Genomic DNA, 20327 nt, shown 5'->3' with positions numbered 1-20327 from the left:
CTCAGGACCACGTTCCGCACGAGCACAGCTGAAGGAGGCCGTCGTGAGACGAGTGCGCCCTGGGGCTGCGGCCTCCCGCGGTGCTCTGACGAGCGTCGCGGCCGGGGACACCTACGAGGAGCCGAAGGACCTGCCGCGCCTGTGGCACGTCACCCTCAGCGTCTGCGGTGCCGAGGTCCCCCTGCCGGAACTGCGCCGCGGACTCGAACAGCTGGCCCACGACCACCCGTTCCTCCTCACCAGCCGCTACGCCTGCGACCACGCCGAGATCCGCTACTGGGAAGAGGCCCGCGACCTGCACGACGCCGCCGCCGTCGCCCTGCGCCTGTGGGGCGAGCACCGCCAGACCGCCGGTCTGCCGGCCTGGGAGATCGTCGGTCTCGAGGTCATCGACCGCGCCACCTACCACCAGCGCGTCGCCGAGGGCTACGGGCCGCCGCCCGCGACCCCGGTCGGTATTCACCCGTTTTGATCCACGTCTCGCGGTGTGGGATGACGCGTGGACGGCCCGCCGGGGCGCACTACCCTTCCCTCATGACGACGCTTTCGCCGTACGACGCCATGTCCCCGGTCACGCAGGCCGCCTACCGCGCCAAGGCCGCCGCCGCCGACCTCGCGCCGCTGCCGCGTGCCGTGAAGGACGACGCGCTGCTGGCCATCGCGGACGCCCTGGAGGTCCGTACCAGCGAGATCGTCGAGGCCAACGCCAAGGACGTCGCCAAGGCCCGCGAGAACGGCACCAGCGAGGCGATCGTCGACCGCCTCACCCTCACCCCGGAGCGGGTCCGCACCATCGCCTCCGACGTCCGCGACGTGGCGAAGCTGCCCGACCCGGTCGGCGAGGTCGTCCGCGGCTCCACCCTCCCCAACGGCATCGACCTGCGTCAGGTCCGCGTGCCGCTCGGCGTCGTCGGCATCATCTACGAGGCCCGCCCGAACGTCACCGTCGACGCCGCCGCCCTCTGCCTGAAGTCCGGCAACGCGGTCCTGCTGCGCGGTTCCGCCTCCGCCCACGCCTCCAACACCGCCCTCGTCCGCGTCCTGCGCGACGCCGTCGGCGGCGCCGGGCTGCCCGCCGACGCGATCCAGCTGGTGCCCGGCGAGGGCCGCGACTCCGTCCACGAGCTGATGCGCGCCCGCGGCCTCGTCGACGTCCTCATCCCGCGCGGCGGCGCCTCCCTCATCCAGACCGTCGTCATGGAGTCCAAGGTCCCCGTCATCGAGACCGGCACCGGCAACTGCCACGTCTACGTCGACGCCCACGCCGACATCGACATGGCCGTTGACATCCTGATCAACTCCAAGGCGCACCGGGTCAGCGTCTGCAACGCCGCCGAGACCCTCCTCGTCCACCAGGACATCGCCGCCGAGTTCCTGCCGCGCGCCCTGGACGCCCTCGCCGAGGCCGGCGTCACCGTCCACGCCGACGAACGCGTCCTCGCCTACGCCGCGGACTCCAAGGCGACCGTCGTCGAGGCGGTCCCGGAGGACTGGGAGACCGAGTACCTGTCGTACGACATCGCCGCCGCCGTCGTCGACTCCCTCGACCGGGCCGTCGAACACATCCGGCTGTGGACCTCCGGGCACACCGAGGCCATCGTCACCACCTCGCAGCAGGCCGCCCGCCGCTTCACCCAGCTGGTCGACTCGACCACGGTCGCCGTGAACGCCTCCACCCGTTTCACCGACGGCGGCCAGTTCGGCTTCGGCGCCGAGATCGGCATCTCCACCCAGAAGCTGCACGCCCGCGGCCCCATGGGCCTGCCGGAGCTGACCAGCACCAAGTACATCGTCACCGGCGACGGCCACATCCGCCGCTGACACCCGTACGGCCCAACCGCGCACGCCGTACGGCGTGCGGGCGCGCGGCAGGGCGTACGCGGCCCGTACGGCGTGCGGGCGCGCGGCAGGGCGTACGCGGACCCGGGCCGGCGTGAGAGGCGTCTCACCGGACCTATGAATTTCCATACCGTCTGCCCAAATTGACCCCCCAGGTCTACTCTGGATCCGTGCCGGAGGACGTGGGGGGCACGCCGTTCCCTGACGGCTGGGAGCCCGACGACGACCATGACCACGGAAAGTCGGACGAAGAATTCGACTCCGTGGTCTTCGACGAGGCCTTCGTGAAGGCGGCAGTGGTCCACGAGCCGACCGCCGTCGAACGCCTCCTTGCCGCCGCCCAGGCCAGAGCCGAGGCCTCCGAGGCCGAGGCCCGCCGCGCCCGCACCAGAGGCGAGCGCTACGACGACGCCTTCGGCCCCGACGGCCCCGAGTTCGGGCGCGCCGGCGAACTCGACGACCTGGACGACACCGACCTGGTCGAGGACCGGTACGGCGCCGCCGGGACCTACGGCAAACACGTCCGCTGGCACCGTCCGGTCGCCTGGGTGCTCGCCCTCGTCATGGGCATCGGCATGGTCGCGCTCGCCTTCGCCGCGGTCTACCGCAGCGCCTCCTCGGGCGGCAGCCGCGACCAGGTCCCCAGGCCCCCCTCCACGGGCCAGGAACAGGGCACCGCGGCGGCACCCTCCGTGTCCGCCGACTACTCCCAGTCCGCCAAGCCGGCGGTCTCCGTGGTCCCGCGCACCCCCTGACCGGTCGCGGTCGCCCTGGTGGCGGTCCTGGTGAGAACCTGTCAGAAGTTGTCGTGTAGCAGGGCGTTTACCTGAGGCTCCCGGGACCTACTCTGAAAGTATGGGCGGGCCAGGAGACCCACCTGAGGGGACACCCGAGGGCGCCCCCGTGGGTGGCGAGGACGAGTACCGATCCGTCGTCTTCGACGAATCGTTCGTCCGCGCTGCCCGCCTCCAGGAGTCCTCCGCACGCGAACGCATGACGGACCACGCGCCCGCCGTACGCCGTCGCCCGGCCCTGCGCCGGGGCCTCACCCGGCAGGCACTGATCCTCGTCGTACTGATCCTCGTCGCCTTCGGCACCGCGATCTACATGGGCGTCCGCCACCCCTACGGCACCGACGAGGCCCAGCCGCCCGTCGAACCCCTGCGGATGACCGTCATCCCGCTCTCCCCGCAGGGCAAGGTGCCCGGCGCCGCCGACGCCGAGACGCTGTTCGCGCACAGCCCGGCCGCGCAGTACGAGGTCGGCGCCGAGGGGATACCCCTGCCGGCCGCCCGGAGCACCGCGCACTTCTCCGACAGCCAGGTCGTCACCGCCCTGACCACGGTCAAGGACTACCTCGTCCGCTCCTCGCTCTACCCCGAGGTCCTCGACAGCAGCGCGGTGCGGCCCGCACGGGCGCTGCTCGACCCCGGTCAGCTCGACCAGTTCGACCAGAGCGTCGACCACCCCGCGGCGGACGGCCGGCACGCCCCCACCGGATGGCTGGTCCGCTTCGACCCCACCCGGGCCGAACTCGCCGACCCGAGGATCCGCGTCCAGGGCACTCTGACGGCCACCGAGGCCGACCCGGCCACCCTGGAGGTCACCGCCGACCACACCTTCGTCTACGCGCTGCGGCCCACCGGCGCCCCGGCCGGCGCCCAGGCCTCCCTGTTCACCGTGCGCCGCCAGCTGACCTTCCGCTTCGACAGCGACGACCTGCGCCTGCACCAGACCCAGCTGGTCGTCTCCTACGTCCAGGCGGGCCCCCTGTCCTGCGCCGAGGACGCCGCCGACCACCTGCACCCCCTGCTGGCCGGCCAGACCGCCAAGGCAGGCGGCCCCGCGGGCACGGACCCGTTCGCCACGGACGGCGCCACCGCCCTGTGCGGGACGCTGTCCACCGCGGCCGAACCGAAGGTCTGAGCGGCCGGCCATACCGGACGTCCGACCATCCGGACATCCAGCGATCCGGACATCCAGCGATCCGGACGTCCAGCGATCCCGTGACAGGTCAGGGCCCCGCTACGCCTCGTCGTCCTCCGGGGGAGTGTCCCGGGGCGGCGCGTCCTTCGGCGGGGGCGCGCTGGTGAAGCCGTCGAAGCCGCGCTTCACCCGGCCGCCCAGGTTTCCCGCCCCGCCCGCGAAGTCCGAGACCAGCTTCATCAGCGGGTCCTTGGAGGTCTTCACGTCACTGGCGTAGCTCGCCGCGGACTCCTTGAACGAGTCGCCGACCGAGGTGTCCTTGTCCTCGGCGCGCCGCGGGTAGTGACCGTCCATGATCCGCTGGTAGTCGCGGGACTCGGCCCACTTCTTCAGCTCGGCCGCGCGGACCGTGGTGAAGGGGTGCGAGCGCGGCAGCACGTTCAGGATCTTCAGGACCGAGTCGCGCAGGTCGCCGCCCGCCTCGTACTCCTCGGCCTGCTGCAGGAACGCGTCCACGTTCATCTCGTGCAGGTGGTTGCCGCCCGCGATCTTCATCAGGCCGCGCATCGAGGCCCGCAGATCCTGGCCCGCCAGCAGCCCGGCCCGGTCGGCGGACAGCTCCGACTTGCGGAACCACTCCCGCAGGGCCGTCACGATCGCCAGGATCGCCAGGTTGCCCAGCGGGATCCAGGCGACCTTGAGCGCCAGGCTGGTCAGGAACAGCAGGATCGTCCGGTACACCGAGTGCCCGGACAGCGCGTGCCCCACCTCGTGGCCGACGACCGCCCGCATCTCCTCCTCGTCGAGGAGCTCCACCAGGCCTGTCGTCACCACGATGATCGGCTCGTCCAGGCCGATGCACATCGCGTTCGGCTGCGGATCCTGCGTCACGTACATCGGCGGGACCTTCTCCAGGTCCAGGATGTAACAGGCGTCCCGCAACATGTCGTTCAGGTGTGCGAACTGCTGGTCGGACACCCGGACCGAGTCGGACAGGAACAGCAGCCTGAGGCTCCGCTCCGGAAGCAGCCCGCTGAGCGCCTTGAAGACCGCGTCGAAGCCGCTGAGCTTGCGCAGCGCCACCAGCGCCGAACGGTCCGCCGGATGCTCGTACGCACGCGAGGAGATCCCCGGGAACCGTCGGCGCTGCCTGCTCGGCACCCGCTCGTGCCCGTCCTGCTCGTGCCCGTTGTGCTGGTGGCCGTCGTCGGACATGTCATCCCCCATGTGCGTGAGTGTCTGCCGTGCCCCCGGGGCAGGGCCCAGCCTAGGCGGCGATACCGTGGACGGGCAGTACAGCCGAAGGAGTCCGCATGGAGCACCACCCCCCGGCCGCCTGGCTCACCCAGGCCGCGAGCGCCGCCCAGCACCAGAGCTCGGGCGATCTGCTCCGGGTCGTCATCGTCGTCATGTTCGTCGGCTGCGCACTGACCGCCTGGTTCCTGCTGCGCGGGTACAAACAGAAGGACGACTGAGCCGCCGGGATCGTTCCCCGATGGAGGAGTCGGCGTGATCGCCGCCGGGGCGCCCGCATACGATGAGCCGACATCTTTTATCCCGCCCACACGCGATTGGTCCTGCCGCAGATGATGAATCTCCACAGCGCCGCTGCCCAGTTGGTCACCCTCGCCGCAGAGGGCGAGGAGCACGGCGGCAACCACAACAGCCTCAACCCGGCCGTCACCGGCGGCAGCGCCTTCGTCATCCTGCTGCTCCTGCTGTGGATCACCACCCGCTTCAACCGCGACCGCTGAGCCGGACGCCGAGCCCGGCACCGGTCCTCGGGGCAGGGCCCACGGGCCGGGCCGGTAGGGTCTGCACGCATGGGAGAGCAGGACATGCCTACCGGTCCGGCAGCTGACGAGGCCGACGACATGGCGACACGGCCCCGGTACACGCCGGCGGGCCCCGCGCACACGGGCAAACGCCGCCTCGGTGTCATGGGCGGAACGTTCGACCCGATCCACCACGGGCACCTCGTGGCGGCCAGCGAGGTCGCCGCCCAGTTCCACCTCGACGAGGTTGTCTTCGTGCCCACCGGGCAGCCGTGGCAGAAGACCTCCCGCGCCGTCTCACCGGCCGAGGACCGCTATCTGATGACGGTCATCGCGACCGCCGAGAACCCGCAGTTCTCCGTCAGCCGCATCGACATCGACCGCGGCGGCCCCACCTACACCGTCGACACCCTGCGCGACCTGCGCGCCCTCAACCCCGACACCGACCTGTTCTTCATCACCGGCGCCGACGCGCTCGGCCAGATCCTCACCTGGCGGGACTCGGAGGAACTCTTCTCCCTGGCCCACTTCATCGGCTGCACCCGGCCCGGCCACCACCTGACCGACCGCGGTCTCCCGGAGGGTGGAGTCTCGCTGGTGGAGGTTCCCGCGCTCGCCATCTCCTCCACAGACTGCCGTGCGAGAGTCGCCAAGAGCGACCCCATCTGGTACATGGTGCCGGACGGAGTCGTGCGCTACATCGACAAGCGCGAGCTGTACCGCGGCGAGTGAGCCGAGAGGGGCACCGGTGAACGACCGATACGACGCGGGATACGGAAGCGACCAGTACGTACTCGTCGGCTACGACGAGTACGGGCAGCCGGTGTACCGCCAGATCCCCGCACAACAGCAGCAGCAGCAGACGTACGACCCGTACGCCGGGCAGGGGCAGGGGCAGGGGCAGGGGCAGGGGCAGGGGCAGAGCTACGGCTACGACCCGTACGCCGGCGGCGGGCAGCAGGCCGCGCCGTCGTACGACACCGGGCAGCAGGCTCCCGTCCACGACACCGGCCGGCAGCCGGTCACGCCCGCGTACGACCCGTACGGCACCGGCGGCCACGCCGCCTACGACCCCTACGGGCAGGCGGCCACGAGCGGCCGGCAGCCCCGGGTCGCCGAGCAGACCGCGCACATCCCGCGGCAGGCCAAGCCGGCCGACCAGGCCGCCGGTCCCGGGCAGGCCGCCGGTCCCGGGCAGGACGGCGACGAACGGGAGTACCACACCGCCCAGTTCGCGTTCGTCGAACAGCCCGACGGCGACTCCGAGGACGTCATCGACTGGCTGAACTTCACCGAGAACCGCACCGAACGCCGCGAGGAGGCCAAGCGCCGCGCCCGCAGCCGGATGGTCGCCCTGGTCGTCGTCCTCGCCCTGGTCGCCGTCGGCGGCGCCGGCTACCTCTGGTACGCCGGAAAGATCCCCGGCCTGTCCTCCACCGCCGCCAAGAGCGGCACGACGACCCCGGCAGCCGCCCAGAAACGCGACGTGGTCGTCGTCCACCTGCACAACACGGGTGGCGGCGGCACCTCGACCGTGCTGCTCGTCGACAACACCACCACCAAGCAGGGCAGCACCGTCCTGCTGCCCAACTCCCTCGCCCTCAGCGACGACGACGGCACCACCACGACCCTCGCCAAGTCCGTCGACGGCGACGGCTCCTCCGGTACCCGCGACCAGCTCGACACCGTCCTCGGCACCAGCATCGAGGGCACCTGGCGCCTGGACACCCCCTACCTGCAGAACCTCGTCGACCTCGTCGGCAACATCGACATCGACACCAACGCCGACGTCCCCGACCCGGACACCAAGAAGAAGGGCGCGGAACCCCTCGTCAACAAGGGCAAGGGCCAGACCCTCGGGGGCAAGGCCGCCGTCGCCTACGCCACCTACCGCGCCTCCGGCGAGGCCCAGAACGCCCAGCTGGAGCGGTTCGGGCAGGTCATGCAGGGCGTGCTGCGCAAGCTGTCCTCCGACGCCTCCGCCGCGACGACCACCGTGCAGACCCTCGCGCAGATCCTCGACCCGTCCCTCACCGACAAGGACCTCGGCACCTTCCTCGCCAAGCTCGCCGACCTCGCCAAGGACGGCGACTACAAGACCGCCCTGCTGCCGGTCCAGAGCGACGGCACCCTCAGCGCCGAGACCAGCTCCAGCGTCGTCAAGGACATCCTCGGCGGCACCGCCAAGAGCCCGTCGGCGGGATCCGCGGTGCGCGTCTCCGTCCAGAACGCCACCGGCGTCAAGGACGACACCGAGAAGGCCCGCGTGGTCCTCGTCAACGGCGGCTACACCTTCCTGGAGGGCGGCACGGCCTCCAGCACCCGGGCCACCTCCGAGGTGCTCTACTCCGACGCGGCCGACAAGGAGAACGCCACCGAGGTCGCCAAGACCCTCGGCCTCGGCACCGGTGCCGTCCGGAAGGGCACGGTCGGCTCCGGCGCGGACGTCTCGGTCGTCCTCGGCCAGGACTACAAGCCGTCCTCCTCCTGAGGCGGCCCGCCGCACCCCACGTGACCCGGTAATCACGTGGGGTGCGCCCGGCGGTCCGTGAGACCCTTGAGGTCAAACGACCGCCGACGGAAAGCCACGCAGTGACCGCAACCGACCGTTCCATCGAGCTCATCACCGCCGCAGCCCAGGCCGCCGCCGACAAGCTCGCCCACGACGTCATCGCCTACGACGTCAGCGACGTCCTGTCGATCACGGACGCCTTCCTGCTGGCCTCCGCGCCCAACGACCGGCAGGTCAAGTCGATCGTCGACGAGATCGAGGAACGCCTCCAGAAAGAACTCGGCGCCAAGCCGGTACGCCGCGAGGGCGACCGCGAGGCCCGCTGGATCCTGCTCGACTACGTCGACATCGTCGTCCACGTCCAGCACAGCGAGGAGCGCGTCTTCTACGCCCTGGAACGGCTGTGGAAGGACTGCCCCGAGATCGAGCTGCCCGCCGACGCCAAGGCCACCCGCGGCAAGGCGGCGGCCCACGCCGCGCTGCAGGCCGCCGAGGACTCCGGCGAGCCGGGCGGAGACTGGTGATGAGCGCCACGGGCGAGGTGACCGACCGCGCAGGCCGCGGTCGCCGCGTCATCCTGTGGCGGCACGGCCAGACCGCCTGGAACGTGGAGCGCCGCTTCCAGGGCTCCACCGACGTCGAGCTCACCGAGACCGGCATCGGCCAGGCCCGCCGCGCGGCCCGCCTGCTCGCCTCCCTCGGCCCGGACACGATCGTCTCCTCCGACCTGAAGCGGGCCGCCGACACGGCCGCCCAGCTCGCCGCCCTCACCGGCCTCGACGTGATCCGCGACGAGGCACTGCGGGAGACCTACGCGGGCGTGTGGCAGGGCCTCACCCACGAGGAGATCATCGCCCGCCACGGCGACGAGTACGCCGCCTGGAAGCGCGGCGAGCCGGTCCGCCGCGGCGGCGGCGAACTGGAGACCGAGGTCGCCGACCGGGCCGCCCCCGTCGTGCTCCGGCACGCCGAGAAGCTCCCCGAGGACGGCACCCTCGTGGTCGTCAGCCACGGCGGCACCATCCGCACCACCATCGGCCGCCTCCTCGGCCTGGAGTCCCAGCACTGGGAGAGCCTCGGCGGTCTCACCAACTGCTGCTGGTCCGTGCTCGGCGAAGGCGCCCGCGGCTGGCGGCTCCTCGAGCACAACGCCGGCACCCTCCCGGAACCCGTGCTCGGCGACGACGACTGAGGAACCTGCGGCCACCCGGCCCGCCCGGAGCCCGGATTTCACTTTCCGGCAGGTCGCAGGCTAAAGTTCTTCTTGTTCACCCCGCCGAGCGGAAAGACGGGAAGAACGCACGGGGCTATAGCTCAGTTGGTAGAGCGCCTGCATGGCATGCAGGAGGTCAGGAGTTCAATTCTCCTTAGCTCCACAGATCGACACTCCACACACTGTCGAGTTGTCAAAGATCGGTGATGAGAATCCCGTCCTCTTCAGAGGGCGGGATTTCTTGTGTTCCACTCCCGGAGAATCTCGGTGGCCTCCTCCTCCGTCACCGGCCACAGCCGCTGCCTGCGCTCCCGCAGCAACGCGACCCGCTCCCGCGTCCGTTCGTCCTCCGGGGTGTAGACCACGATCCGCGCCTCCGGCATCCCGTCGACCGACAGCGACTGCGACGTCATCCGCAGCTCGCCCACCGCCCCGTGACGGAACGTCTTCACCCGCGGGCCCGGCTGCGCTACCGCCCCGCTCGCCCACAACCGGGCGAAGTACGGACTCGCCTGGGACAGCGCCCGTATGAAGTCCTCCCAGGCCGGCTCGCCGACATGCCTGCCGTAGGAGGAACGCAGGGTCGCCACCATCACCGGCAGTTCACGCTGCACGTGCACCACCGGGCTGGTCTCCTCCGGGACCGTGAACAGCGTCCACAGCACGTTCGGCACGCCGATCCGCACCGTCTCCGGCACCAGGAACAGGTCCCGGTAGGCGGCATTGGTGGCCAGCACGTCGTAGCGCGAGGTGTACACCACCGCCATCAGCGGGTCGAGCGCGTCGATGATGCCCTGCACCTCCGCGCCGACCGTCCGGGACAGCCCCTCCGGCACCGGGGCGAACGGCACCTCCGCCAGCCGGTACAGATGCTCCCGCTCGGGCGGGTCCAGCTTCAGGGTCCGCGCCACCGCGTCCAGCACCTGCGCCGACGCGTTGATCGGCCGGCCCTGCTCCAGCCACGTGTACCAGGTCACCCCGACCCCGGACAGCTGGGCGACCTCCTCCCGGCGCAGCCCGGGCGTGCGCCGCCGCAGCCCCGGCGGCATCCCCACGTCCGCCGGCTGCACCCGGGCCCGCCTGCCGCGCAGGAACGCGGCCAGCTCCGGCCTGCGGCGGTGTGCTGTCGTCGCCATCGTCACGTCCCCCGTCGTCACGTCATCCATCGTCGGCGCAGCCCCCGTCCTCTGCCAGGTGCTGCCAGTACCAGCATCGGCGGGCTCTCGGCACCCGTACCGGACCGCCGCCACGCTCGGTCGCATGACGACGACATCCCGGACCGGACCAGGTCCCGCACCCGCTCCGACCCCTGCGAAAAGTGAAGCACCCGGCACTGACAACCAGCCCCGGCTGCTCCTCGCGGTCGTCCTCGCGGCCCTGTTCATGGCCGTGCTGGACGTCTTCATCGTGAACGTCGCGGCCCCCACCATGGGTTCCGAACTCCACGCCTCGGGCGCCGACTTGCAACTGGTCGTGGCCGGCTACGCCATCACGTACTCGGTGCTGCTGATCACCGGTGCCCGGCTCGGCGACCGGCTCGGCCACGGCCGCGTCCACCTCGCAGGCCTCGCCCTGTTCACCACGGCGTCGCTCGCCTGTGGCCTGGCCCAGGGGGCCACCGAGCTGATCGTGTTCCGGCTCGTGCAGGGCGCAGGTTCGGCGGTGATGATCCCGCAGGTCCTCAGCATCATCCAGCGCGCCTTCACCGGCGAGGCCCGCATACGGGCGCTCGGCGCCTACTCCGCGGTCCTCGCGGTCGGCGCCGCCGCCGGCCAGATCATCGGCGGCGTCCTGGTCAGCGCCGACCTGTTCGGCACCGGCTGGCGGCCGGTGTTCCTCGTCAACGTGCCCGTCGGGGCCGTACTCCTCGTCCTCGGCCGGCGTGTCCTGCCGCCCGGCGGCGGATCCGGTCCCGAACGGGCCCGCGGCCTGGACCTGCCCGGCCTGGTCCTGCTGGGGGCCGCCGTGTCGCTGCTGACGGTCCCGCTGGTGCTCGGCCAGGAGGAGGACTGGCCGCTGTGGTCCTGGCTGTCCCTGGCCGCCGCCGTGCTCCTGTTCGCGCTGTTCTGCGGGTACGAGGCGAGGCTGGCCCGGCGCGGCGGCGCCCCGATCGTCGCACCCCGCGTGCTGCGCCACCCCGGCATGGGCCTGGCCGTCCTGCGGATCCTCGCCGTCATGGCCGTCAACGCCGGATTTCTCTTCACGCTCACCCTGCACGTCCAGAGCGGCCTCGGCTACAGCGCGCTGCGCGCCGGCCTCACCTTCGCGCCGACCGCCGTCGTCTTCGGTGCGGTCGCCCTCACCTGGCGCAGGTGGCCGGCCGCCTGGCAGCGGGCACTGCCCCCGGCCGGGTTCGCGCTCACCGCGCTGGGCGTGGCCGGGGTCGGGCTGGCCCTCCACGGGGGCGGCGACGGGGGCGCGCAGCTCTATGTGGCGTACGCCGGTGTGGGCGCGGGGCTCGCGCTCGCGTTCAGTCCCACCCTCACCGGCGCGCTCGCAACCGTGCGCCCCGAGGACGCGGCGGACGCCAGCGGACTCCTCGCCACCGTCACCCAGCTCGGCCAGCTCATCGGGGTCGCGGCGTTCGGCACACTGTTCTTGAACCGGCTTGAGTCAGTTGGGGGCCCGCGGGCGTATACCTCTGCGGAGGCGCTGTCAGCCTGCACATGGGCGCTCGCCGCGACGTCCGTCGCGGGTGCCGTGTCCGGACTGGTACTGAGGCGTCGCTGACCGTATTGGTCCGGCCGTGGCAGAATCAAACGGCCGGAAGGGGGCGCGGCCCGACGGGAGGAGTAGCGATGCCTGCGAGCATCCTTGAGGAGGGCGGCCACCTCCTCGGTGCGGCGTTGATACGGGACACGATCACCCGGCTGCTCTGCCCTTCCTGCGGTTCCGTGCATGTCGCCCAGGTACTCGGCGACAACGGCGGGATCTCCTACGTGTGCACGGCCTGCGGCCACAGCTGGAGCTGATCGATGGGTGCACACAGGCGGAAGTGCGACTGGTGCGGGAGTGGTACCCCCATCGTCCGCGACATGGAGCCGATCAATCCCGACTACCAGTACTGGTGCGAGGAATGCGCACGGGCGCTGATCATAAAAGGCGACCCGATCGAGACCTACCGTGAGCTGGAGGGCGAGCCGATCTACGGCCGTCTCCTCGAAGAGCACTGCACACTCAAACGGTTCTATTCGTTCGTCACGGCCTGACCCGGGCCCGGCTTCGGCAACGACGTCCGGGCCAGCGCGAGGAACAGCACCCCGGTTGCCGTGTAGAGCGCGGACAAGGTCAAGGCGACGGCGTTCTGGTGCAGTTCGGGCCGCCCGTTCCCGTGTGGCACCCACCACAGTGCGTACGAGCAGAAGACCAGCAGCGTGCCCGCGGCCACCGTCCGGTGCCCGCGGGTCCACAGCAGCAGCACCACGGGCACGCACCACACCCAGTGGTGCGACCAGGACACCGGGCTGATCAGCAGCGCGGTCACCGCGCAGGCGACCACCGCCCAGGCCCGCCGGCCGCGCAACTCCGCCGTCACCGCCACCGCGAGCCCCAGGACGGCCGTCAGGGCCGCCGCGGCGGCCCACAGGGCTCCCGGGTCGGGAGTGTGCAGCAGACGCGCCAGAACGCCGCGCAGGGCCTGATTCGCGGTCTCCTCGGCCCGCCCCACCCGTCCCGTCCGGAACACCATCCCGGTCCAGAACCGCCACGAGTCGTACGGCAGGACGGCCGCCGCCAGCAGCGTCGTCCCCGCGAAGACGACGGCCGCCCCGCGCGCGTGCCGCAGCCACGGGCCGCCGTCCCGTCCGGCGAGCCGCGCGGCCAGGCCGCTGACGAGCAGGAACACCGCGAACAGGGCCGGGGTCAGCTTGACCGCCGCCGCGAGCCCGACGCCCACCCCCGCCCAGCGGTCCGGGCGTTCAGCGGGACGACGTGACAGATCCCACAGCACCAGTACGGCCAGCAGCAGATTGACCTGCCCGTAGCGCACGGTCGTCCACACCGGCTCGCACCACACCGCCGCCGCCGCGACCCACAGCACGTGCTCCACGCGCGCGTGCCCGACGAGCCGCATCGACAGCCCGACGAACACCAGCAGCAGGGCCAGGTTCCCGGCCGTCGCCAGTGTCCGCATGCCCGTGACGTCCAGCAGTGTCAGCGGGACGAACAGCAGCGCCGCGAACGGGGGGTAGGTGGACGGCAGATGAGCCGCCGTCGTACGCAGCGCGTAGAGGTCGCCGCCCGCGCGGACGGTCGCCCCCTCCGCCCGGTAGACCATCAGGTCGATCATCGACACGTGCGCGGCCCGCTGGGCCACCCAGAACGCCGCGAACGACAGGAGACACGCCCCCAGGGCCACCGGCACCCGGCGCCGGGTCTCGGAGAACGCGATCACGGTCACGAAGTCCGACAGTAGCGTCCGTATCCGCACAGAACGGAAACGATTTGGTGGTGCACCCCTTCGACCGTGTAATGTTGGCGAAGCCGCCGGGGAAGCCGGGCGGACCAAAACACGGGGCTATAGCTCAGTTGGTAGAGCGCCTGCATGGCATGCAGGAGGTCAGGAGTTCAATTCTCCTTAGCTCCACAGAAGTCGAAGGCGGATCATCCGAACGGATGGTCCGCCTTCGGCGTTGTCGCGGTCGGCATTGTCCCGAAAGCACACGGAAACCCTTCCACGGAACTTCCCTCCGCGGCGCACTCCTCACGCGCGCGTGGGGCGGGCCACCCTCTTCGGCGGCCCGCCCCACGTATGCGTGAACGTGCGATCAGCGGCCCAGCGCCCGGCGACCGCGGCCCTGCGAGAGAACCGGCAGGTTCTTGGCCGGCGCCTGCGAGCGCGTGTCCTCCTCCAGGCGCAGGGCGAGCGCCGGGCAGCGGCGCACCGCGCGTAGCGCCTTGGCCTCCGCGAACCTGGGCACCTTCGCCTGCGCGACCGTCGGGAACCCGTCCGCGCCCAGCTCGAAGACCTCGGGAAGGATGTCCGCGCACAGACCGTGCCCCCGGCACAACGTCCAGTCGACGTAGATCTTCTGCCGGCTGCCGCCGCCGTTGTCCTCGGGCTCTCCGCCACCCGGGATGCCCGAAGGCATCTTGCCGTCCTCGAAGAGCGGCAGAACGCCCTCCACGGGCCGTCCGCAGCCGTTTCCGAGCACGTGCGCGGCGAGGTCGTCGGTGAACGCCTTGATCGTCGACTCGAGGAACATCGCGGAGCCGTCCGGGTGCGAGCACGCCCCGCGCCGCTTCACGTTCTTCGCGACTTGCTTCAGCGCCTCCAGGGCGGCCGGTCCGCCGCCGTTGAGGATGTCCTCCATGCCGCGCGCGGCAGCGGGCAGACCCAGGTAGCAGGGACCGCACTGTCCCGCGCTCTCCTCCGCCAGCCACTGGGCGACCCGCAGCGACTCGCCCAGCGGACAGGTCTCCTGCGTGATCGGCAGGATCGCACCGGCGCCCAGCGCACCGCCCACCGCGTCGAGCGAGTTGCGGGAGACGATCGCCTCGTTGACCGTGGCCGCGTCGATCCACCTGCCGTGGTAGCCGCCGGTCAGCACACCCTGCGGCACCGGCGGAGCGCCGGCCAGCTGCAGGACGTAACGCAGCGGCACACCCGTCGGGACCTCGATCACCATGGGGCGGGCGACCGCGCCGGAGACCGTCAGCATGACGGTGCCCGGCTCGTCGTACAGGCCGGTGTTGCCGTAGCGCTCCGGACCGATACGGGCGGCGATCGCCAGCTGCGCGAACGTCTCCGCGTTCGACAGCAGCGTGGGCGCGCCGCCGACACCGTTCTGCGAGGCACTGGTCTTGCGGCCGGGCGGGATCGCCGGGCCGCCGTCGATCGAGCGGATCAGCGACGCGGCGGCACCGGTGACCATGCGGACCGGGTTGCGCTGGACGAACGCCTTCAACGCCGAACGCCGGCCGTTGCTCAGACCGCGCTCGGCGAGCGCCTGCTCCATGGAGCGCTGCGTGGATTCCCGGGTGACCCCCACCACGAGCGTGCGGGCACCCAGCGCCTCGGCGCACAGCAGCGCGCCGTCCAGGATCAGATGCGGGGCACGGTTGATCAGCACCGTGTCCTTGCGGCAGGCCGGCTCGTCCTCGCTGCCGTTGACGACGACGACCGGCCGTACGCCGCGCTTGATCGCCGCTTCGGCGACCGAGCGCAGCTTTTTGTGGAAGGGGAAGCCCGCGCCGCCGCGGCCCTTCAGGTTGATGCGTTCGGAGAGCTGCGCGAGCTGCTCACCGCCCAGGGGTTCGAGCGGCCCGTGCACCTTGAGGTGCATGGGCAGATCGAGTCTTTCGACAAGGTCGAAGCCCGACGTGAGCTGCGGAAGGCCGACCACGCGGACTTCTGGGACGTCGGGCAGGGCCTCGTTCACCTATAGCCTCCGGAAGGCGTGTTCCAAGGTTCGCCCGAACCCGGGGCGTCGAAGGACGCACCGGGCGGTGGTTCGTTGGCGGGACCGCTGTTGTACGTGTCATTCGAGTTGTACGTCCCGTACCGGGCATTCGTCTCACCCGTGTCGTACACATCACGTCCACCCGCGCCGCCGGCGCCCGGATTGCCATAGGCCGGGATGTTGTATCCGGTGTCCTGCATCGGGTCGTACGTGGACCGGGGCGCCTCGCCGACCGGCGGCGGCGACGGGATCGGCCAGCTGCCCGAGGTGCTGGACGGGCCGTCCATACGCGGGTTGGCCTGGGTGGCCTGCATGTCCAGGCGTTCCATGCGCGCGGTCTGGCCGGCCGCGAACGGCGACTGGGGCTGGCCGGGCGCGGCTGTCGCCCGGTAGGCGGCGGCGAAGCCGGATGCCGGATCGGGGCCGGGGGCCGCGGCAGCCCCGGACGGGAACAGCGGGTTCGGCTGCGAGGCGGCGGTGTCGGCGCGCGACGGCCTCGGCTCGCGCTCCCGCAGGGACTCGTAGCCCGGCAGCCCGGACTCGCCCACCCGGGCGCGGCTGGCGTCCAGATCGTCCAGCTCCGGCCGTTCCGAGCTGCCGAGGACGGAGACGAGACGGTCGGCGACCCTCCGCTTGAACGGGCGCGGGGCGGCGCGCAGCGCCAGCGCCGCCATCACGCCGATCAGGCACAGGTCGTACGAGATCATGAAGAACGGCTTCGCCGCGCGGCCCGCGTACAGGCCGTGGATCAGCGCGGCGCACCAGGCCGGGTAGGCCAGCATGTGCATGGCCCGCCAGCGGGCCGCGACGACGGCCGGGGCGGCGAAGTTGCTGCGCAGGGCGCCGGTGACGCCTACGAAGATCATCAGCAGTCCGGCCAGCGAACCGAGTCCGATCAGGCCGGCGCTTCCGGTGATGCCGAGAGAGAACGGAATGATCGCGGCGATCACCACGGTGTGATCCAGCGCGATCTTCGTGACGATGTGCACCAGCAGGAACGCGATCGAGGCGACCGCGGTCGTCCGGTGCACCGCCTGGGCGACGATCCGCTGGCGGGTGTTGAGGAAGATGCGGTCCTGAGAGATCAGACCCCAGATCACCGAGCAGCTCAGCGAGACGAGCGAGAGCACGCCCGCGCCGAAGTTCAGGAACGACTGGAACTGGCTGCCTCCGGTCAGCACAACCACGGGTATGAGCAACAGAACGACAGCGGACGCCACCCCCCAGGCCGAACGGCCTGGCTTGGGGAGCGAGCTGTTACTACGACGAGGGTTCATGGGGGCAACTCCGAGCAGTTCGGGAAAGCGGTCCCGGTGCCGCAGCCTAAGTGGCGCCATACCGATCAGTACGAGGTTTGAGTTATTGCGTTGTTATCAAAGAGCCGTACAGCCCTAGCGGTGTCCCTTAGCGGACGTTACGCGAAGTAATTCTTGAACCTGGTTCAACTCTCGTCCCGATGGTCGCCTCAGACACACGTGTCAACCATTGATACGTAAGCGCGTCGCAGCTTGCTCAAGCGCTGCGGTACCCTGACGCCATGCGTGCCGTACGCCTTCTGCTTAGCGGGCCGCGCTGATCAGTCCCGACCGCCGCACGAAACGGCTGGTCGGCATCGGCGCGGCGTCCCCTCCTGTGCGAGGGGATTTTTCGTTTCTAGAACGTTCGCAGCCGCTGGCAGAGACGACCGATGGAGCTTTGAGGATCATGAGCGAGACGAACCCCGCTGCCGCCGCCACGTCGGCGGAGGCCGCGCCGCACCGCTACACGGCCGCCCTGGCGGCCGAGATCGAGGCACGCTGGCAGGACTTCTGGGACGTCGACGGCACCTACGCGGCGCCGAACCCCACGGGCGACCTGGCCGGCGACCCCGAGGTGGTCGCCCGGCCCAAGAAGTTCATCATGGACATGTTCCCGTACCCGTCCGGTGCGGGCCTGCACGTCGGCCACCCCCTGGGCTACATCGCCACCGACGTCTTCGCCCGCTTCCAGCGGATGAACGGCCACAACGTCCTGCACACCCTGGGCTTCGACGCCTTCGGTCTGCCCGCCGAGCAGTACGCCGTGCAGACCGGCACGCACCCGCGCGTGTCCACCGAGGCCAACATCGAGAACATGAAGGTCCAGCTGCGCCGGCTGGGCCTGGGCCACGACAAGCGCCGGTCGTTCGCCACGATCGACCCGGACTACTACAAGTGGACCCAGTGGATCTTCCTGCAGATCTTCAACTCCTGGTACGACGACGAGGCTGACAAGGCCCGCCCGATCTCCGAACTGATCGCCCAGTTCGAGTCCGGTGAACGTGCCGTACCGGGCCACACGCGCGCGTGGAACGAGCTGACCGCGACCGAGCGCGGCGACGTCCTGGGCGAGTTCCGCCTGGCCTACGCCTCCGACGCGCCGGTCAACTGGTGTCCCGGCCTGGGTACCGTGCTGGCCAACGAGGAGGTCACCGCCGACGGCCGCTCCGAGCGCGGAAACTTCCCCGTCTTCAAGGCCAAGCTGCGCCAGTGGAACATGCGCATCACCGCCTACGCCGACCGGCTGCTGGACGACCTGAACGAGCTGGACTGGCCCGAGGCCATCAAGCTGCAGCAGCGCAACTGGATCGGCCGCAGCGAGGGTGCCCGCGTCGACTTCCCGATCGACGGCGAGAAGATCACCGTCTTCACCACGCGTCCGGACACCCTGTTCGGTGCGACGTACATGGTGCTGGCCCCCGAGCACCCGCTGGTCGACCGGTTCGTCCCGGACGCCTGGCCCGAGGGCACCCACGAGGTGTGGACCGGCGGCCATGCCACCCCCGCCGACGCCGTCGCCGCGTACCGCGCGCAGGCCGGCGCCAAGTCCGACGTGGAACGGCAGGCCGAGGCCAAGGACAAGACCGGCGTCTTCACGGGCGCCTACGCGACGAACCCGGTCAACGGCGACAAGGTCCCGGTTTTCATCGCCGACTACGTGCTGATGGGCTACGGCACCGGCGCGATCATGGCTGTACCGGCGGGCGACCAGCGCGACTTCGAGTTCGCGCGCGCCTTCGAGCTGCCGATCGTCTGCATCGTCGAGCCCACCGACGGCCGCGGCACCGACACGTCGACGTGGGAGGACGCCTTCGCCTCGTACGACGCGAAGATCATCAACTCCTCCAACGACGACATCAGGCTGGACGGCCTGCCGGTCGCCGAGGCCAAGGCCCGCATCACCGAATGGCTGGCCCGCAAGGGCATCGGCGAGGGCACCGTCAACTTCCGGCTGCGCGACTGGCTGTTCAGCCGCCAGCGCTACTGGGGCGAGCCCTTCCCGATCGTCTACGACGAGGACGGCGTCGCCCACGCGCTGCCCGACTCGATGCTGCCGCTGGAACTGCCGGAGGTCGAGGACTACTCGCCGCGCACCTTCGACCCCGAGGACGCCGACACCCAGCCCGAGACGCCGCTGTCGCGCAACGAGGACTGGGTCAACGTCACCCTGGACCTGGGCGACGGACCGAAGAAGTACCGCCGCGAGACCAACACCATGCCCAACTGGGCTGGTTCCTGCTGGTACGAACTGCGCTACCTGGACCCGCACAACAGCGAGCAGCTGGTCGACCCGCAGATCGAGCAGTACTGGATGGGCCCGCGCGAGGGCATGCCGCACGGCGGTGTCGACCTGTACGTGGGCGGTGCCGAGCATGCCGTGCTGCACCTGCTGTACGCCCGTTTCTGGTCGAAGGTCCTGTACGACCTGGGGCACGTCTCGTCCGCCGAGCCGTTCCACAAGCTGTTCAACCAGGGCATGATCCAGGCCTACGTCTACCGCGACGGCCGTGGCTTCCCGGTGCCCGCCACCGAGGTCGAGGAACTGGGCGGCGACTACTACTACCAGGGCGAGAAGGTCTCCCGTCTGCTGGGCAAGATGGGCAAGTCCCTGAAGAACGCGGTGACTCCGGACGAGATCTGTGCCGAGTACGGCGCCGACACGCTGCGCCTGTACGAGATGGCGATGGGCCCGCTGGACGTGTCCCGGCCGTGGGACACGCGCGCGGTGGTGGGCCAGTTCCGGCTGCTGCAGCGGCTGTGGCGCAACATCGTCGACGAGGCCACCGGCGCGGTCACCGTGACCGACGCCGAGGCCGACGAGGAGACGCTGCGCGCCCTGCACAAGGCGATCGACGGGGTCCGCCAGGACCTGGAGGGGCTGCGCTTCAACACGGCCATCGCCAAGGTCACCGAGCTGAACAACCACCTGACGAAGGCGGGCGGCGCGGTGCCGCGACCGGTTGCCGAGCCGCTGGTGCTGATGATCGCTCCGCTGGCCCCGCACATCGCCGAGGAGCTGTGGCGCAAGCTGGGCCACACCGACTCGGTCGTGCACCGGGACTTCCCGGTCGCCGACCCGGAGTACGTCGTCGACGAGACCGTGACCTGCGTCGTGCAGATCAAGGGCAAGGTCAAGTCCCGCCTGGAAGTGTCGCCCGACATCTCCGACGAGGAGCTGGAGAAGGCGGCACTGGCCGACGAACTGGTCGTGAAGGCGCTGGGCGGCGCCGGGATCCGCAAGGTGATCGTGCGCGCGCCGAAGCTGGTGAACATCGTCACGGCGTGACACCCACGGCCATCTCCGAGTGGTCCCCTACGGGCAGGTTCGGGGTTCTTCCGGAACTCCGGGCCTGCCCTTTGCGT

At 70.8% G+C, this 20327-nt stretch carries 19 protein-coding genes and 2 tRNA genes; 16 read left to right on the top strand and 5 right to left on the bottom strand.

The window, feature by feature from the left end; genetic code table 11:
- The first annotated feature begins 43 nt into the window (after positions 1-43).
- The 4 genes from AB0D74_RS09330 (at position 44) to AB0D74_RS09315 (ending at position 3765) form a co-directional block, all read left to right on the top strand.
- Entirely contained in the window at positions 44-472 is a 429-nt protein-coding gene (locus tag AB0D74_RS09330; protein WP_293995677.1) for a hypothetical protein, read from the top strand.
- A gap of 62 nt (positions 473-534) precedes the next feature.
- The gene (locus AB0D74_RS09325; protein ID WP_362582241.1) at positions 535-1821 is read left to right on the top strand and encodes a glutamate-5-semialdehyde dehydrogenase; all 1287 of its coding nucleotides are present in this window, start codon (positions 535-537) and stop codon (positions 1819-1821) included.
- 188 nt (positions 1822-2009) lie between these two features.
- On the top strand, positions 2010-2594 hold the full coding sequence (locus AB0D74_RS09320; RefSeq protein WP_362582239.1) for a hypothetical protein: 585 nt from the start codon (positions 2010-2012) through the stop codon (positions 2592-2594).
- Positions 2595-2694: 100 nt separating this feature from the next.
- Positions 2695-3765, top strand: a complete 1071-nt coding sequence (locus AB0D74_RS09315; RefSeq protein WP_362582236.1) for a hypothetical protein — start codon at positions 2695-2697, stop codon at positions 3763-3765.
- Between the two features lie 99 nt (positions 3766-3864).
- Here AB0D74_RS09315 and AB0D74_RS09310 read toward each other — a convergent pair whose 3' ends face one another.
- Positions 3865-4980, bottom strand: coding sequence for a M48 family metallopeptidase (locus AB0D74_RS09310; protein WP_362583050.1), 1116 nt, complete (start codon positions 4978-4980; stop codon positions 3865-3867).
- Between the two features lie 98 nt (positions 4981-5078).
- Here AB0D74_RS09310 and AB0D74_RS09305 point away from each other — a divergent pair, with 98 nt between their 5' ends.
- From AB0D74_RS09305 to AB0D74_RS09275, 7 genes are all read left to right on the top strand, one after another.
- The gene (locus AB0D74_RS09305) at positions 5079-5240 is read left to right on the top strand and encodes a hypothetical protein (RefSeq protein ID WP_089106806.1); all 162 of its coding nucleotides are present in this window, start codon (positions 5079-5081) and stop codon (positions 5238-5240) included.
- 111 nt (positions 5241-5351) lie between these two features.
- A complete protein-coding gene (locus AB0D74_RS09300) occupies positions 5352-5519 on the top strand; it encodes a hypothetical protein (protein ID WP_167450157.1) in 168 nt (55 codons plus the stop codon).
- Between the two features lie 69 nt (positions 5520-5588).
- Positions 5589-6272 (top strand): nicotinate-nucleotide adenylyltransferase, encoded by a 684-nt coding sequence (gene nadD / locus AB0D74_RS09295; RefSeq protein WP_093503106.1) that lies wholly within the window; start codon positions 5589-5591, stop codon positions 6270-6272.
- A 16-nt stretch (positions 6273-6288) separates the two neighbouring features.
- Entirely contained in the window at positions 6289-8031 is a 1743-nt protein-coding gene (locus AB0D74_RS09290; protein ID WP_362582231.1) for an LCP family protein, read from the top strand.
- A gap of 101 nt (positions 8032-8132) precedes the next feature.
- Complete coding sequence (gene rsfS, locus AB0D74_RS09285; protein WP_362582228.1) at positions 8133-8576, top strand: ribosome silencing factor; 444 nt, start codon at positions 8133-8135, stop codon at positions 8574-8576.
- A complete protein-coding gene (locus AB0D74_RS09280; RefSeq protein ID WP_362582225.1) occupies positions 8576-9244 on the top strand; it encodes a histidine phosphatase family protein in 669 nt (222 codons plus the stop codon). Before rsfS ends, AB0D74_RS09280 begins: the two co-directional genes overlap by 1 nt.
- 111 nt (positions 9245-9355) lie before the next feature.
- Positions 9356-9428: transfer RNA gene (locus AB0D74_RS09275), tRNA-Ala, on the top strand.
- Between the two features lie 61 nt (positions 9429-9489).
- On the opposite strand, the gene AB0D74_RS09270 is transcribed toward AB0D74_RS09275, so the two are convergent.
- Positions 9490-10401 carry a helix-turn-helix transcriptional regulator gene (locus tag AB0D74_RS09270; protein WP_362583046.1) on the bottom strand — a complete coding sequence of 304 codons (912 nt, stop codon included), beginning with the start codon at positions 10399-10401 and terminating at the stop codon, positions 9490-9492.
- 124 nt (positions 10402-10525) lie between these two features.
- Between AB0D74_RS09270 and AB0D74_RS09265 the strand changes: the two genes are divergently transcribed.
- The 3 genes from AB0D74_RS09265 (at position 10526) to AB0D74_RS09255 (ending at position 12474) form a co-directional block, all read left to right on the top strand.
- Entirely contained in the window at positions 10526-11995 is a 1470-nt protein-coding gene (locus AB0D74_RS09265) for an MFS transporter (RefSeq protein ID WP_362582222.1), read from the top strand.
- Between the two features lie 68 nt (positions 11996-12063).
- Positions 12064-12237, top strand: coding sequence for a hypothetical protein (locus tag AB0D74_RS09260; protein ID WP_107483215.1), 174 nt, complete (start codon positions 12064-12066; stop codon positions 12235-12237).
- A 3-nt stretch (positions 12238-12240) separates the two neighbouring features.
- Entirely contained in the window at positions 12241-12474 is a 234-nt protein-coding gene (locus tag AB0D74_RS09255) for a hypothetical protein (protein ID WP_006136074.1), read from the top strand.
- On the opposite strand, the gene AB0D74_RS09250 is transcribed toward AB0D74_RS09255, so the two are convergent.
- Positions 12453-13664 (bottom strand): glycosyltransferase 87 family protein, encoded by a 1212-nt coding sequence (locus AB0D74_RS09250; protein WP_362582218.1) that lies wholly within the window; start codon positions 13662-13664, stop codon positions 12453-12455. The genes AB0D74_RS09255 and AB0D74_RS09250 overlap by 22 nt on opposite strands.
- A 113-nt stretch (positions 13665-13777) precedes the next feature.
- Between AB0D74_RS09250 and AB0D74_RS09245 the strand changes: the two genes are divergently transcribed.
- Positions 13778-13850, top strand: a tRNA-Ala gene (locus AB0D74_RS09245).
- A gap of 181 nt (positions 13851-14031) precedes the next feature.
- On the opposite strand, the gene AB0D74_RS09240 is transcribed toward AB0D74_RS09245, so the two are convergent.
- Together AB0D74_RS09240 and AB0D74_RS09235 are read right to left on the bottom strand one after the other, a co-directional pair.
- Complete coding sequence (locus AB0D74_RS09240) at positions 14032-15645, bottom strand: NADH-ubiquinone oxidoreductase-F iron-sulfur binding region domain-containing protein (protein ID WP_362582215.1); 1614 nt, start codon at positions 15643-15645, stop codon at positions 14032-14034.
- Positions 15642-16943, bottom strand: coding sequence for a cytochrome b/b6 domain-containing protein (locus tag AB0D74_RS09235; RefSeq protein WP_362582212.1), 1302 nt, complete (start codon positions 16941-16943; stop codon positions 15642-15644). Before AB0D74_RS09235 ends, AB0D74_RS09240 begins: the two co-directional genes overlap by 4 nt.
- A gap of 427 nt (positions 16944-17370) precedes the next feature.
- On the opposite strand from AB0D74_RS09235, the gene leuS reads away from it, so the two are divergent.
- A complete protein-coding gene (gene leuS, locus AB0D74_RS09230) occupies positions 17371-20250 on the top strand; it encodes a leucine--tRNA ligase (protein ID WP_362582209.1) in 2880 nt (959 codons plus the stop codon).
- Positions 20251-20327 lie beyond the last annotated feature (77 nt).

It is taken from the genome of Streptomyces sp. NPDC048278 (assembly GCF_040652195.1).
Lineage (GTDB): Bacteria > Actinomycetota > Actinomycetes > Streptomycetales > Streptomycetaceae > Streptomyces.
The sequence above is the reverse complement of the archived record's forward strand: the minus strand, read 5'-3'. Positions and strand labels throughout refer to the sequence as shown.